The sequence below is a fragment of the Arthrobacter sp. 10T425 genome (genome assembly GCF_056393985.1).
In genome coordinates this window covers 79,343-92,433 of the sequence record NZ_JBFTGZ010000004.1, presented here as the reverse complement: position 1 = coordinate 92,433, position 13,091 = coordinate 79,343, and the positions used below count along the sequence as shown (strand labels likewise).

The window sequence follows — 13,091 nt, the reverse complement described above, 5'->3', positions numbered from 1 at the left end:
CCCATGAACAAGAACCGGCTGGAGGCCTTCAGTGACGGCGTGCTGGCGATCGTCATCACCATCATGGTGCTGGAGCTTCACGTCCCCGCCGAACCGACCTGGCCGGCCCTGCTTCACGAGCTTCCAACGCTGCTCAGCTACCTGCTGAGCTTCATCTATGTCGGGATTTACTGGAACAACCACCACCACATGCTGCATCTGGCCGGGCGGATCAACGGTGGGGTGCTCTGGGCAAACCTGCATCTGCTGTTCTGGCTCTCCCTCATCCCCTTCACCACCCGGTGGATAAATGACACGGGCCTGGCGGAGGTACCCGTCCTCGTCTATGGGCTGGACCTGCTGTTCGCCGCCATTGCCTACTACATCCTGAAAACAACCCTGATCCGCCAGCAGGGACGCGGCGGCGCGCTGGACCGGGCCATGGGGCAGGACTGGAAGGGCAAGGGATCGCCGGCGCTCTACATCGCCGGGATGGGGCTCAGCCTGGTGAACCCGCTCTTGGGGATCGCCGCCTATTCGGTGGTCGCCGCGATCTGGCTCATCCCGGACCGGCGTGTGGAGCGGTTCATCGCACACACGTGAGTCCAGAGGCGCAGGTGTGTCCCGGAGCGGCTACTGCCGGACGCGTTGGGCCAGCGAGGCGCTCAGGAACCGCAGATGCGCCGGGGCCGGCGGTACCACGTGGGCCGCATAGCCCGGGTGCTTGCCCAAGTACTTCTTGATGTAGGGACACACCGGAACGATCGTGAGGCCCGCGGCGATAGTCTCATCGAGTGCCTGCGCGGCCAGCACCCCGGCCAGCCCGCGGCCGCCATATTCCTCGTTGATCTCCGTGTGGTAGAAAATCCGCTGGCCCGCCCCGACGTCGTCCACGTAAGCGGCCTGGCCGATCACGGTGCCGGCGTCGAGCACTTCGAAACGGCTGCGCTGCGGGTTGTTACTGATGGTGATCGTGGTCAATATGGTCTCCTTGAGCGGGCCGGATTGGCCCGGCAGTCGGGCTTACGGGTGCAGGGCTGGCTGGGCTTGCCAGTATGGGCCTGCCGGAATGAACAGGTCAGCCGCGGGGCCGGATGCGGGCATTCGGCAGGGCCGGGGCAGGGAGAGCGGCGGGGCCGCCGGGCGGGAACGGGCCGAACCGCAGGTCGGATGCCCGGCCGCCGGCGTCCGCGCCGGCGTCCTCAGTGCCGGCGTCCGCGCCGGAGGCCGCAGTGCCGGCGTCCGCGCCGATCTCGGACTGCCACTGGTCCCTGTACGCGACGATCTCCTCATGGCTGCGGCCGACGAAGTTCCACCACATCACGATTTTTTCGCCCAGCGGCTCTCCGCCAATGAGGAGAACGCGGGCTCCCTCGCTGCCCGCGACCAGGGTCAGGGACCCGTGGCCGACGGGCAGGTACGCGAGGTTGTCCGTCGGGACCGGCTGCCCGTCCAGGGCGAGGTTGCCCGAGTCCACGAGCAGGCCGTGTTCGAAGGACGCATCTGTTGCGAGCGTCAGCTCCGTCCCCGCTTCGAGCAGGAGCTCGGCACCGAGCAGGGGCGTGTGGGTGGTGACGGGCGAGACGGACCCGGCGAGTGCGCCCAGGAAGACGCGCATGGTCCAGCCGTTTCCGCTGACCGGCTCCGGACGGTAGTGCTCAAAGGTGGGCGCCATGTGGCGTGCCGTGTCCGGCAGCGCCACCCACAGCTGCGCGCCGTGCAGGACGGTGGTGTCCGGGGTGGAAAATTCCGAATGGCTGATGCCGCGGCCGGCGGTCATAAGGTTCACTTCACCGGGCCGCACCGCTGCGTGGAAGCCGGCCGAATCCCGGTGCTCGATTTCGCCTGTGAACAGCCAGCTGACGGTTTGAAGACCGGTGTGCGGGTGGCGCGGGACTTTCATGCCGCCGGAATCGCCGACCTGGTCCGGGCCGTAGTGGTCCAGGAAGCACCACGCCCCAATGAGGCTGCGCTGGCGCTGCGGAAGGGTGCGCCGCACATCCATCGCGCGCGGGCCGCCCAGCGGGACCTGCCGCGGAACCAGGAGTTCGACGCCAGCGCAGGTCCTGTCCGTTTCGCAAAGGATTTCCTGGGGCGCGACTTCGGTATTGCTCATGATGACAGCCTAGCTTCGCGCGGTCCGCGGGTCAGCCTTCGGCACACGGCCTGGACTTCCAGGACCGGGCCTCACATCCAGGCCGAACGGCGCAATGGGGGTTCCGCGCCGCCCGGGCGCTGGACCAGGATCTGGTTCACGCCCGTGATGCCAGCCTCGAAGCCGAGTGCGCTCGCGGCCATGTAGAGCCGCCACACCCGGGCCCTTCCCAGTCCGGCCAAACGCACGGCCTCGTCCCAGTGCTCCTCCAGGTTCCGCACCCACGCCCTGAGCGTCAGGGCATAGTGGGGCCGCAACGCCTCGACGTCCATGATCTCCAGGCCCGCCGATTCGAGTGCCGCGACCATCTCCGAGAGGCTGAGCATCTCACCGTCCGGAAAGACATAACGGGGAATGAAGGAGTCAGGGTCCGGCGGGGTCGCGCCGGCGTTCCAGGAAATCGCGTGGTTGAGCAGCCGTCCTCCCGGGCGGAGCAGGCCCTGCAGGTGGGAAGAATAGTGCTGGATCTGCTCGCGCCCTACATGCTCTGACATGCCGATGGAGCTGATCGCGTCGAACGGCCCGTCGTCCACGTCGCGGTAGTCCTGCACCCGGATGTCCACCCGGTCCGTGAGTCCGGCGTCCGCCGCCCGCTTACGGGCCAGGGCCGCCTGTTCGACTGAGAGCGTCACCCCGACGACGTCGGCCCCATAGTGTTGCGCGGCATGCAGCGCCAGGCTGCCCCAACCGCATCCCACATCCAGCACCCGCATGCCCGGCTGGAGCCCCAACTTGCGGCAGACCAGATCGAGCTTGGCGCTCTGGGCGGCGTCAAGCCCGGTCTCCTCCGACTCCCAGACCGCGCACGAGTACACCATGGAAGGGCCCAGGACGAGGGCGTAAAAGTCGTTCCCGACGTCGTAATGGTGGGAAATGGCCGCGGCATCGCGCCCCATGGAATGCCGCCGCCCGTGCCGGCTCACGCGCGCTTCCTCCGGCGGCGGCGCCGGGTTCGTCCCGAGCGCGCCGAGCCGGACGGCTGTTTTGACCAGCGCGAACACCTCGCCGGGCGTCGGCGGCCGGAACGGGCCGGGCTCGGCGAACTTTCCCGCCGCACTGATGGCCGCGAAGGCGGCGAAGATGTCGTCTGGTGCCTCGATATCGCCGGCCACGTAGGCGCGGCTCAGTCCAAGCTGCCCCGGGGACCACAGCATCCGTCGAAGTGCCCGCCGGGACCGGAAAACGACGACTGGAGCGTCTTCCGGTCCCGCTTCCGAGCCGTCCCAGGCCTTCAGCCGCAGGGGGATGCCGTCGGTGCCAAGGATGATCGCCAGCGCGTCGGCCAGCCGTGAAGCCGCATTCGTGGATGCCGTCATGTCCAGTGCCTCAATTCCAGTGCCTCGTCTCCGGTGCTGCGGGCTGAGCCCGCCAGTTCCAAATCTAAGGGCATGACACGCCCGGCAACCAGAGCTTTGGTTCCGATTCCTTTCCCCGCCCCCCTCCCCTCTTCCCTGCACACCACGCCTGCCCAAAGCATCAGCGGCGGACGCCTCTGGCGCGTGGGGGTGCTGTTGCCTATGGTGTGTCCCATGTCTGAGTCTTTCTCGTCCCTCGTGGACACGTTCAAGAATGTCGGTGTGTCCCGGGCCTACGGGCCCGCCGTGAACATCGCAGGAGAAGAGATCGTCCCGGTAGCGGTGGTGTCCTTCGGCTTCGGCGGAGGCAGCAGCCCGGAAGACGCCCAGCCCGGCAGCGGCGGAAGTGGAGGCGGGGGCGGCGGCTTCGTCTTGCCCCTGGGCGTCTACGCCAAGGGCTCCTCGGGCCGCATGACGTTCCGGCCCAACACCGTCGTCCTTCTGGTGGCGCTGGCCCCTCTGGTGTGCGCCGTTGGCGTTTCGATCCGCGGCATTCTTCGCAGTGTCCGTTCCCACCGCTAGCACCGCGGCCGCAGGGCCAAGGATTCCCCAAGCCCGTCCGGGCATCGTTGGGTCTGGCAGCCTGGGTCTCGGGCAGCCCTGTGGTCGGGCGTCGGACGGACTTGATCGACGATGAACTTATTCAGAACTGCATGTGCAGCAAGCCTGGGCGCGGCGCTCCTGATGACGGGTTGCGGCGCTCCCCCGGCCATACCGGGCCCCACAACCACGGTGACGGCGACGGCCCCGCCGTCGGTGGTGGTCTTCGATCCGCAAACCAGCGGCAAGGTTCTGGCCGAGCGGATCAAGGCCCGCGCCAAACCCACGGACCCTGGTGTCACGATTTCCGAAGTGGAGTGCAAGAACTTCCCGGATATCAAGGTCAACACGCATACGGATTGCCAGATGGTGGTTAACGGGGTCAAACGCGGGTACCGGGCCACGTTCACCGAGCGGGACGGCCACTACGTAATAAAGGCCCAGGAACTTACCTGGTAGGGGTCCCGGCGTAGGACATGGCGGGTTCCCGGTCGTCGTCGGCGTCGACCCAGGCCGCGAAGTCCTTCAGCGACATGAAGCAGTAGTAGTCGCAATACCGCAGGTTCTTCTTCTCCGACTTGCTCATGCCGGTAATTCGATGCAGGAGCGGCCACGGATGGGCCGGCGGGTGTTGCCCGTCCGCGCGGGCAGCCTCAGCCGCTGTTGCGCGCCCGGCTCGGCTGCACCCGCGGCGGTTCCCCCGGCATCTTCGGGAAGTCCGGCGGGAACGGCAGCTCCCCCAGCCCGGCTTCGAGGTCCCTGTTCCACCATTCCAGCAAAAGATCGACGGAGCCGGCGCCGCCTGCGTGCATGCCCTCCCACGGATCGCCGGAAACTTTGAGCCGCTCCGGAACGGTGGCGATCGTGAAATCAGCCGGGTCGACGGACCCGAGCTCTTCCCAGCGGATCGGGCACGACACCGTCGCGTTGGCGAGTGCGCGCGGGCTGTAGGCCCCCGCGATCGTGCGGTCGCGGTTCGCCTGGTTGAAGTCGACGAAGATGCGGGCGCCGCGTTCCTCTTTCCACCACGCGGTGGTGACTTGCGCGGGCATCCGACGCTCGAGTTCGCGGGCTGCCGCGATGACGGCGTGGCGCACGTCCAGGAACTCCCGGGTCGGCTCGATCGGGGCAAAGACGTGAAGCCCCCGGTTGCCCGAGGTCTTGATGAAGGCCTCCAGCCCGGCCTCCGCGAGTACGCGCCGCAACTCGCGTGCAACCGGAACGGCATCGACGAACCCGGTACCGGGCTGCGGGTCGAGGTCGATCCGCAACTCGTCCGGATAATCCGGTTTGCCGGCCCGGGAGGCCCAGGGGTGGAAGACCACCGTATTCATCTGCACCGCCCACACCGCGGCGGCGATTTCGTCAATGACCAGCTGGGGATGCGTGCGTCCGCTTGGATAGACGACGTCGACGGCGCGGATGAAGTCCGGGGCACCCTTGGGCGGGTTCTTGGAGAAGAATTGCTCGCCGTCCACCGTGTCCTTGAACCGCTGGAGCGTTACCGGCCGGTCCCCGTTCGCGGCCAGGAAGGCGTCCCCGACGTCCACCAGGTACCGGGCCAGGTCCAGCTTGGTCAGTCCCGGGCCGGGCCAGAGAACCCTAGCCGGGCTGGACACCCGCAACTCCCGGTCGCCGTGCGGACCGCTGACGGTGAGGTGGACTTCTTCCTTGGCCATGGGGACAACCTACCCCGGCGGCGTGGACAGTTGAAGAGCGGAACAGCTGTCCACCCGGCATGATGGACACATGACAACGCCCGAGTTCCCGATCACCCTTGAAGTCGGCGACGCCGCAGTGTCGGGCGTCTTTGCCGGCCCCGAGGACTCCTTCGCAACCCTGGTCGTTGCCCACGGCGCCGGGGCGGGAATGGACCATCCGTTCCTTGTGGGCTTCACCCGCGCCCTGAACGAACTCGGCGTCGCCACCCTGCGCTTCAACTTCCCCTACCGCGAGGCCGGACGAAAATTCCCGGACCGGCCGCCGGCTGCCATCGCCACCTGGCGGGCGGCCATGGCCGCAGCCGCGTTCCGTTCCGCGGGCCGGCCGTTGTGGGCCGCCGGGAAATCGTTCGGCGGACGCATGGCCTCAATGGCCGTCGCGGAAGGCATGCCTGCCGCCGGGTTGGTCTATCTGGGCTACCCGCTGCACCCGCCGGGGAAACCGGAAAAGCTCCGCGACGAGCACCTCTACGGGCTGACGCTGCCGATGCTGTTCCTGCAGGGCACGCGGGACACGTTCGCCACCCCGGAACTGCTCGAGGCCGTGGCGGCCAAAATCGGGCCGTCCGCGACCGTGGAGTGGCGCGAAGGCGGGGACCACTCCTTTGCCGTTGCCGGCGCGAAGCGCAGTGCCGACGAGGCGGGCGCGTCACTGGCGGCGACGGTCGCCGACTTCCTGAAAACACACGGCGATAATCCCGCGGCCGCGCTCCCCTGACCGGTCTGGCGTCACGGCCCGGCCTAACCGACGTCGCCGAACCGGCCCGCCCCGTGCTGCACACGCGCCTCGATGGCGTCGGCGGCAGCCACGGCCCCTCCCGCGCTGCGGACAACATCGCGCATCGCGACCAGGTTGCGCCGGACCAGCTCGTCCGTATGGACCGCGGTGACCGCGGCCCGGAGCGCGTCGGACCCGACGTCCTCCGGCGCAAGGCGCCGGCCCAGACCCAGTTCTTCCAGCCGGCGGGCGGTGGCCGCCTGTTCCGGCTGCTGGGGCACGGCCACCATTGGGACGGCGTAATACAGCGCTTCCATGGTCGAATTCATGCCGGCGTGGGTGATGAAGACGGCGGTCCGGCGCAGTACCTGCAATTGCGGGAAGAACGGCCGGACCCGGACGTTCGGCGCAATCGTGCCGAGATCGGCCAGGCTGGTCTGGTCCCCAACGGCCATCGCGACGTTCCACTCGCTTCCGCCGAAGGCATCAAGGCACATCCGGAAGAAGTCCGGCCGGCGGTTCAGCGGGGTGGTGCCCAGCGAAATAAACAACAGCGGTCCCGTTCCCTCACGCTCCCATTCGCCGTCGGTATCCCGGCCGCCGACGCTGGGACCCACAAACCGGAACCGGTCATCGAAGGTCGCCCCCATGGGCTGGAATTCGCGGGGTAGGAACACGATGTTGAACGGCGCAGGCGGACCATCGAACATCCGCGGTGTCCGCACGCCCTGCCCGGCCGCGAACTCCGCCAGCAATCGGCCCATGGCCAGCGCAACCTTGGCCATCTCATCGGCGCCGTCCGGTGGCGGGGCAGGCATCAGCGATCTCAGCGAGAAGTGCTCGTTGGTGGCATAGGTGGGCATGAGGGCAATGGCCGGGGCACCGATCTTTTCCGCCGCCATGCTGCCGCTAAGCGTCATCGCGTCAAAGCAGATAGCGTCCGGCGGGTCCTGGCGGAGTTGATCGACCAACGCCGGAAAGCTGGTTCTGAGGTCCTCGAACACGCGGTGCATGATCGGCAGCATCAGGTGCGCCTGTGCCCGCTGCCCGGGCCCCAGGGCGGGCAGCGATGCCATCCAGTTCCCGCCGGACGCGTGAAAGTCCGCGCCGGCCTTGCGGATCAGCGGTCCGAAGTCGGCGGACGTGAAATATGTGACCCTGTGCCCCCGGGCCACGAGCTCCGCCACCAGCGGCAGGGTCGGGTTCACGTGTCCGTAGGCGGGAATGGAGACGAACGCAAGGTGCATGGCCATCACTCTTCATCGCGTGGCTGATTTTTGTTTGACGGGCAGGTTTGACCCGCCCGTTTGACCGGCCTGTTTGCCCGGCGTCCCGCGGGCCGGGAGGCCCGCCGGTGTCGTGCTCCTTCATCATGCCCCTGTTGCCCGGGCGGCGCGAGTGGTCAGTTGGCAGCGCCGGGCTGCTGGTCCGGCGTCAGTTCCGCGGCTTGGTCCGGGCTGTCGCGGGTGCGGTCCATGGGTCTTCAGGCCACGGATGCCGCGGATAGCGGCCGCGCATTTCGGCCCGGACCTGGGCGTAGGGCCCGGACCAGAAGGATGCGAGATCGTCTGTCACGGCCAGGGGCCGGCGGGCCGGCGAGAGCAGGTGGAACAGCACCGGCACGTGCCCGTCGGCCAGCCGCGGCGTCTCGGCCCAGCCAAAGCACTCCTGCAGCTTGACGGCCACTACGGGCCGGCCGGTGGCGTCTGCCGCGTCCGGGTAATCGATCCGGATCCGGGATCCGCTGGGGACCGCCAGCGACTCGGGTGCCAGTTCGCCCAGCCGGGCCGCCTCGGGCCACGGCAGCAGCCGGCTCAGCGGGCCGGCGAGGTCGATCCCGCCCGTCGACGCCCCGCCGGCCAACGCCGCGAGCTCCGGGGCCAGCCAGTCCTGCAGCCGGGCCAGCAACGCCGGTTCGGAAACGTCGGGCCATGCCCCGCCCAGCTCCCGGTGCAGTAGGGCAAGACGGCGGCGCAAGCCGTCCGCCGCGTTCGACCATCCGATGGTGGCCAGCCCCTCGCTGGCCAGGGCGCGGGCCACGGCTGCGCGGCCCTCCTCCGCAGGAGGCCGCACCGGGGTGGACGAGAGCACGATCGCGCCCAGGCGGCGCTCCCGCCGGGCCGAGACCCGGCCCTGGCTAAACCGCGCCTGCAGCGTGTCGCTCAGGAGGTTGCCGGCGGCGGCCTCTGCGGTGTCCGCGCTCAGCGGCGCCGCAGAGCGGATGACGGCACCGGTCCCCGCGGCGTCGCGCCCTTGTGCGCGGGACACTTCGGCCACTCCCAGCCATTCGTGCCCGGACAGGGCGCTGCCGGCCGGCAACCCGGCCCGCGTTCCGGAGGTCAGCAGGTATTGCGCCGGCCCCTGGCCCGGAACGCGGCGCGCCACCCGGTCCGGGAAAGCCAGGGCGACGACGAACCCGACCGCCTCCGCGGCACCAACGGCCCCAGCAGATGCAAGCGGCGCGGCGCCGGATGGCTTCTGATGCCCGCCACCGGTGGATTCCTGCCGGGCGATTGACTCCATCCGCCGGACGTCCTCCGACCAGCGCCGGGATCCGGGATCCCGGCCCGTCCGCAGCGCGGCAAGCAGCCTGGTGAGGTCTGCGCCCGGTGCGCGCTGGTCCCCCGAGACCAGGGCAACGGCCTCGGCCGCCGTGCGGTAGCCCACCGTCGCGGCGCCGTCCAGCAGGGCGCGGGCCAGCCGGGGATCAGTCGGGACCCGGGCCAGGGTCTTGCCCACCTCGGTTGCGTGACCCTCCGCGGTGACGGCGCCGAGTTCCCGCAGCACTTCGACGGCCTCGTCCATCGCGGCCCGGGGCGGCGCGTCCGGCAGCGCCAGTCCCCGGCCGCCGGGGGATCCCCAGCAGGCCAGGACCAGGGCGGCGCCGGTCAGGTCAGCTGCCGCGATCTCCGGCGCGGGGTGCGCCGGCGCAGCGCCAAAGGCCCGCTGGTCATAGCAGCGGATCACCGTTCCCGGGCCCTGGCGTGCGGCACGGCCGGCACGCTGGTCCGCGGACGCCCGGGAGCAGGACACCGTCACGAGTCCGGACATTCCGCGGCCGGCGTCGCGCCGCGGCTCGCGGGAAAGCCCGGAATCGATGACCAGCCGGACGCCCGGAACAGTGAGGGAGGACTCGGCGAGTGCGGTGGAAACGATGATCCGGGCAGCCCCGCCGGGCTCACGCCCGGAGACGGCGCGGTCCTGCTCCGCCGGCGGGGCCTGGCCGTGGAGTTCCAGAACCTCGGCGCGGCTCCGGCCGCGGAGCCGCGCAGCCACGTAGGAAACCTCCCAGGCGCCGGGAACAAACACCAGGGCGTCCAGATCCCGTCCGCCAGCCAACGCGGCCGCGTGCCCGGCCGCTGCCGTGTCGGCCACATGGTCCAGGAAGGCCCGGGCCACGCCCCGCTCATCCAGCCGCGGCGCCGGCGCGGGGGCCCATTCCACGTCCAGCGGAAACAGCACGGACGGACAGTCGATGACCGGTGCCGGCCCGCCGCCGTCGTCATTTCCGTCCGCCGCCGCACCGATCAGCGCGTCTCCAATCAAGGCGGCGAAGCGGGGGGCATCGAGGGTGGCCGACATGGCGACGAGGGCGAGGTCGCCGCGCAACTGGCGGACTTCGGCGAGCATGCCAACGAGGAGGTCGGTCTCCAGCCCGCGTTCGTGGACCTCATCGAGGATCACGGCGTCCGTGCCCTCGAGCCCCGGGTCCGCGAGGAGGCGGCGCAGCAGGATGCCGGGGGTAACGAACTCGATCACGGTGCCGGGGCCGGTCTGGCGTTCCCCGCGGACCGTGTAGCCCACGCGGTCGCCGAGCCGGGTGCCGTCCAGGGCGGCCAGGCGCCGGGCGGCCGCACGGGCAGCGACGCGGCGCGGCTGGGTAACCACGATCCGCGGGCGCCCGCCCCCCACGCCGGCGGCGATGTTGGCGAGCAGCGGCGGCACCAGTGTTGTCTTGCCTGTCCCAGGAGGCGCCTGCACCACCGCGGACGCCCCCGCACCACCGGCTTGCAATGCCGCCGCGAGGGCTCCCAGCGATTCAGCAAAAGCCAGGCCAGCCCCGATGGCGCCGAGGTCGAAGAGGCCCTTCGCGCAGGCTGGGTCCAGGGGTGCGGTCGCGGAAGTCACGCCTCCATTGTCCCTGCAATGGAGTCCTGGCCATCCATCCGGCGCCGCGCCGCTGTGCCGGCGCTACGGGCGCGCGGCCAGCAGCGTCTTGCCGCTCGCGACGGCGCGGATTTCAATGCTGCGGATATCGGCTCTCGGGACAACCGTGGTGGCCGTCGGCGTCGCCACTGTCCCCGGCGTTGCCGTCCAGGTGGCCACCTGGGTCGTGGCGCCGCGGGAGTCGACAACCACCAATCCGTACTCTTCCGGCGCGCGGAGACCACCCGGCAGAGCGTAGTCGGCCGGGGACGGCGTGTACGTGCACTGCCAGTCGATCTGCGTTCCCCACGGCTGCGTGGTCAGGGATCCGGTGGCCACCATGGCGCTGTCGGCGACCGGCGTGAAGTCCAGGGCCGTCGCGGATGCGGCCTGGATCTGGGCAGCCGGGGGCGGGGAGGCCGTGACCTCAACGTAAACCGCGCCTGCGGCGGCAGCGGCGCCCAGCATGATCCCGGCGACAGCCAGGCGGGTGCGCCGGCGGCCGCGCTGGACCTTATGCGCCAGCCCGGGCTGCAACGTCGGCGTCCGCCGTTCGCCGTCCGTCCGCCCGAGGGACTGGGCTTCCTCGGGTGAGAGTGCTGCCAGCAGCGACGGCAGTCCGGCAAGGTCGGCGACGGCGGCCCTGCAGCCCGCGCAGCCGGACAAGTGCTCCTCGAACTCGCGCCGCTCCGAGGAGATGAGGGAACCCAGCACGTACGCGGCATCCCAGCGGCGGTACTCATCGGTTCCGTTCTGGTTCATGGCGTCACGCCTCCCTCCTGCAGGGCCAGCCGCATCGCCCTCAGCGCGTAGTGCAGGCGCGACTTCACTGTTCCCTCGGCCAGTTGAAGATTTTGCGCGATCTCGGCGGTCGTCTCCCGCAAATAGTACGAATGAATGACGACGGCCCGGTGCTCGGCGGACAGCCCGGCGAGCGCATCCGAGACAAGCCACCCGTCCAGGATCCTGTCGACCCGGTCCGCCTCCGGAATCTCAGGCAGCTGATCGGTTCCCGTTTCGTGCCGGCGCCGGGCGCTGCGCCGGTCATCAATGACGAGGTTGCGGGCAACCGTGTAAAGCCAGGCCCGCACCGCCGTCTCCGGGCGCCGCAGAATCGCCGGGTGTTTCCACGCGCGGATCAGCGTCTCCTGCACGACGTCATCCGCCAGGGCGCTGTCACGGGTCATCCCCATGACGAACCGCCATAGCGCCGGGCCGTAAGCCTCCTGCAGCGATCGCAGTAACTCGGCCTCCTGATCGGACATTTCCGCCTCCTTGGAGGTAGGACGACGCCGGGCGGCAAACAGTTCACTTACGCCCGGCGCGGTCGATGGCCGCAGCCCGCGTTGAACCTGCAGGCTGCCGGAACCGTTGTAGGGACAGGTCCGGCCGCCCCTGGCCGGCCATCCCAAAGGAGAGCACAATGAAGATTCTTCGCCCGGCGACTGCCGCCGCGGCGTTGGGCGCCATCCTGCTGCTGGGGGCCTGCTTCGCCGGGCGCACAGCGACGCCGGCACCGGCCCCCTACACAGTCCCGTCAGTTCCTGCGACGGGGACCCCCACGCCGTCGCCCAAGGACCCAGCCGGCAACGCGGCTCCGCCGTCGACGGTTGCCCCGCCCGTTGTGCTGGCTCCGCCGTCGACCGTTGCCCCGCCCGTTGTGCCGGCTCCGCCACGGTACGCTGCTCCGCCCGCCCCGGCACCCATGATCCGGCCGCCGGCGCCCGCCCCGCGGCGCGTCGTTCCACCGGCGCCGCGGCCCATGGTTCCGCCGCCCGCCCGGGTGCCTGCCGGAAACGATCATGATGCCGACAACAACGGAGGACCGGACGACGGTGACGGCAACAGGTAGCAGCCACGGGGCGCTTGGGCCGGGCCCCGGCAGGGGGCTCCTGTTCGGGGTGCCGGCGGCGCTAGCGGCTTTGGCCCTCAGCGCGTGCGGCAGTCCGGCCGGGAACCAGACGGCGGCGCCTGCCTCCGGCCCCACCCCGTTCGCGTGGTTCCGTTCCGGACCGGCCCCGGCAGGATGGCAGCCGCTGGAGCTTCCGGACACCACAGCCGTGCTGGCCATCCCGCCTGATGCCGCTCCCGTGCCGGGCGACCCCGGCAGCGTGTCCGCGACCGTCACCGCCCCCGACGGGGACCTCCAGATCTATCTCAATGCCACGCCGCAGCAGGGCGACGAGTCGCTGGCTAATTGGCCCGAATTCCGGCTGGCCCATCTCACGGGCGAGAACGCCGCATCCGCGAGCCGGCTGCAGTACCGCGCCGGAATGGGGTTCCGGGGAGGCACCGGTTCCTGCGTGGAAGACACCTATGTAACGCGGATCGGTGCCCACAAATACCGTGAAATAGCCTGCCTCGTTGCAGGAACCCGGGGAAGCAGCGTCCTGGTTGTGGCCACGCCGGCCGATTCCTGGGACCGCTTCAGCCCCGTGCTGCAGCAAGCGGTGGACGCGTATGCCCCCCAATAGGGG

The 13,091-nt window shown here is 70.0% G+C and carries 14 protein-coding genes; 5 read left to right on the top strand and 9 right to left on the bottom strand.

Features of this window, described 5'->3' with window-relative positions; all coding sequences use genetic code 11:
• Window positions 1-3 precede the first annotated feature (3 nt).
• Window positions 4-582 carry a TMEM175 family protein gene (locus AC1DDH_RS06275; RefSeq protein WP_028276784.1) on the top strand — a complete coding sequence of 193 codons (579 nt, stop codon included), beginning with the start codon at window positions 4-6 and terminating at the stop codon, window positions 580-582.
• Window positions 583-612: 30 nt separating this feature from the next.
• Here the strand turns inward: AC1DDH_RS06275 and AC1DDH_RS06270 are convergent, their stop codons facing one another.
• The 3 genes from AC1DDH_RS06270 to AC1DDH_RS06260 form a co-directional block, all read right to left on the bottom strand.
• A complete protein-coding gene (locus tag AC1DDH_RS06270) occupies window positions 613-960 on the bottom strand; it encodes a GNAT family N-acetyltransferase (protein WP_476872601.1) in 348 nt (115 codons plus the stop codon).
• A gap of 97 nt (window positions 961-1,057) precedes the next feature.
• A complete protein-coding gene (locus AC1DDH_RS06265; RefSeq protein WP_476886613.1) occupies window positions 1,058-2,095 on the bottom strand; it encodes a pirin family protein in 1,038 nt (345 codons plus the stop codon).
• A gap of 71 nt (window positions 2,096-2,166) precedes the next feature.
• Complete coding sequence (locus AC1DDH_RS06260) at window positions 2,167-3,450, bottom strand: class I SAM-dependent methyltransferase (RefSeq protein ID WP_476886614.1); 1,284 nt, start codon at window positions 3,448-3,450, stop codon at window positions 2,167-2,169.
• Between the two features lie 213 nt (window positions 3,451-3,663).
• On the opposite strand from AC1DDH_RS06260, the gene AC1DDH_RS06255 reads away from it, so the two are divergent.
• Both AC1DDH_RS06255 and AC1DDH_RS06250 read left to right on the top strand, forming a co-directional pair.
• Entirely contained in the window at window positions 3,664-4,011 is a 348-nt protein-coding gene (locus tag AC1DDH_RS06255) for a hypothetical protein (RefSeq protein WP_476886615.1), read from the top strand.
• A 210-nt stretch (window positions 4,012-4,221) separates the two neighbouring features.
• Window positions 4,222-4,488: a hypothetical protein gene (locus AC1DDH_RS06250; protein WP_476849564.1), complete on the top strand. Its 267-nt coding sequence runs from the start codon at window positions 4,222-4,224 to the stop codon at window positions 4,486-4,488.
• Here AC1DDH_RS06250 and AC1DDH_RS06245 read toward each other — a convergent pair.
• Together AC1DDH_RS06245 and ligD are read right to left on the bottom strand one after the other, a co-directional pair.
• Window positions 4,478-4,615, bottom strand: coding sequence for a hypothetical protein (locus AC1DDH_RS06245; protein WP_164468558.1), 138 nt, complete (start codon window positions 4,613-4,615; stop codon window positions 4,478-4,480). The two genes, AC1DDH_RS06250 and AC1DDH_RS06245, sit on opposite strands and share 11 nt — an antisense overlap.
• 67 nt (window positions 4,616-4,682) lie before the next feature.
• Window positions 4,683-5,708 (bottom strand): non-homologous end-joining DNA ligase, encoded by a 1,026-nt coding sequence (gene ligD / locus AC1DDH_RS06240; protein ID WP_476855982.1) that lies wholly within the window; start codon window positions 5,706-5,708, stop codon window positions 4,683-4,685.
• A gap of 70 nt (window positions 5,709-5,778) precedes the next feature.
• Here ligD and AC1DDH_RS06235 point away from each other — a divergent pair, with 70 nt between their 5' ends.
• Window positions 5,779-6,468 carry an alpha/beta hydrolase family protein gene (locus AC1DDH_RS06235; RefSeq protein ID WP_476955064.1) on the top strand — a complete coding sequence of 230 codons (690 nt, stop codon included), beginning with the start codon at window positions 5,779-5,781 and terminating at the stop codon, window positions 6,466-6,468.
• Between the two features lie 23 nt (window positions 6,469-6,491).
• Here the strand turns inward: AC1DDH_RS06235 and AC1DDH_RS06230 are convergent, their stop codons facing one another.
• The 4 genes from AC1DDH_RS06230 to AC1DDH_RS06215 form a co-directional block, all read right to left on the bottom strand.
• Entirely contained in the window at window positions 6,492-7,715 is a 1,224-nt protein-coding gene (locus AC1DDH_RS06230) for a macrolide family glycosyltransferase (RefSeq protein WP_476955063.1), read from the bottom strand.
• 187 nt (window positions 7,716-7,902) lie between these two features.
• Window positions 7,903-10,596 (bottom strand): ATP-dependent helicase HrpB, encoded by a 2,694-nt coding sequence (gene hrpB / locus AC1DDH_RS06225; protein ID WP_476955062.1) that lies wholly within the window; start codon window positions 10,594-10,596, stop codon window positions 7,903-7,905.
• Between the two features lie 63 nt (window positions 10,597-10,659).
• Complete coding sequence (locus tag AC1DDH_RS06220; protein WP_230011360.1) at window positions 10,660-11,376, bottom strand: anti-sigma factor family protein; 717 nt, start codon at window positions 11,374-11,376, stop codon at window positions 10,660-10,662.
• Entirely contained in the window at window positions 11,373-11,879 is a 507-nt protein-coding gene (locus tag AC1DDH_RS06215) for a sigma-70 family RNA polymerase sigma factor (RefSeq protein WP_230011359.1), read from the bottom strand. Before AC1DDH_RS06215 ends, AC1DDH_RS06220 begins: the two co-directional genes overlap by 4 nt.
• Window positions 11,880-12,416: 537 nt before the next feature.
• Between AC1DDH_RS06215 and AC1DDH_RS06210 the strand changes: the two genes are divergently transcribed.
• On the top strand, window positions 12,417-13,088 hold the full coding sequence (locus tag AC1DDH_RS06210) for a hypothetical protein (RefSeq protein ID WP_476955061.1): 672 nt from the start codon (window positions 12,417-12,419) through the stop codon (window positions 13,086-13,088).
• Window positions 13,089-13,091 lie beyond the last annotated feature (3 nt).

Coding starts and splice junctions, on each gene's coding strand:
- AC1DDH_RS06275 (WP_028276784.1), top strand. CDS start 4: ATGAACAAGAACCGGCTGGAGGCCTTCAGTGACGGCGTGCTGGCGATC.
- AC1DDH_RS06265 (WP_476886613.1), bottom strand. CDS start 2,095: ATGAGCAATACCGAAGTCGCGCCCCAGGAAATCCTTTGCGAAACGGAC.
- AC1DDH_RS06260 (WP_476886614.1), bottom strand. CDS start 3,450: ATGACGGCATCCACGAATGCGGCTTCACGGCTGGCCGACGCGCTGGCG.
- AC1DDH_RS06255 (WP_476886615.1), top strand. CDS start 3,664: ATGTCTGAGTCTTTCTCGTCCCTCGTGGACACGTTCAAGAATGTCGGT.
- AC1DDH_RS06245 (WP_164468558.1), bottom strand. CDS start 4,615: ATGAGCAAGTCGGAGAAGAAGAACCTGCGGTATTGCGACTACTACTGC.
- ligD (WP_476855982.1), bottom strand. CDS start 5,708: ATGGCCAAGGAAGAAGTCCACCTCACCGTCAGCGGTCCGCACGGCGAC.
- AC1DDH_RS06235 (WP_476955064.1), top strand. CDS start 5,779: ATGACAACGCCCGAGTTCCCGATCACCCTTGAAGTCGGCGACGCCGCA.
- AC1DDH_RS06230 (WP_476955063.1), bottom strand. CDS start 7,715: ATGCACCTTGCGTTCGTCTCCATTCCCGCCTACGGACACGTGAACCCG.
- AC1DDH_RS06220 (WP_230011360.1), bottom strand. CDS start 11,376: ATGAACCAGAACGGAACCGATGAGTACCGCCGCTGGGATGCCGCGTAC.
- AC1DDH_RS06215 (WP_230011359.1), bottom strand. CDS start 11,879: ATGTCCGATCAGGAGGCCGAGTTACTGCGATCGCTGCAGGAGGCTTAC.
- AC1DDH_RS06210 (WP_476955061.1), top strand. CDS start 12,417: ATGATGCCGACAACAACGGAGGACCGGACGACGGTGACGGCAACAGGT.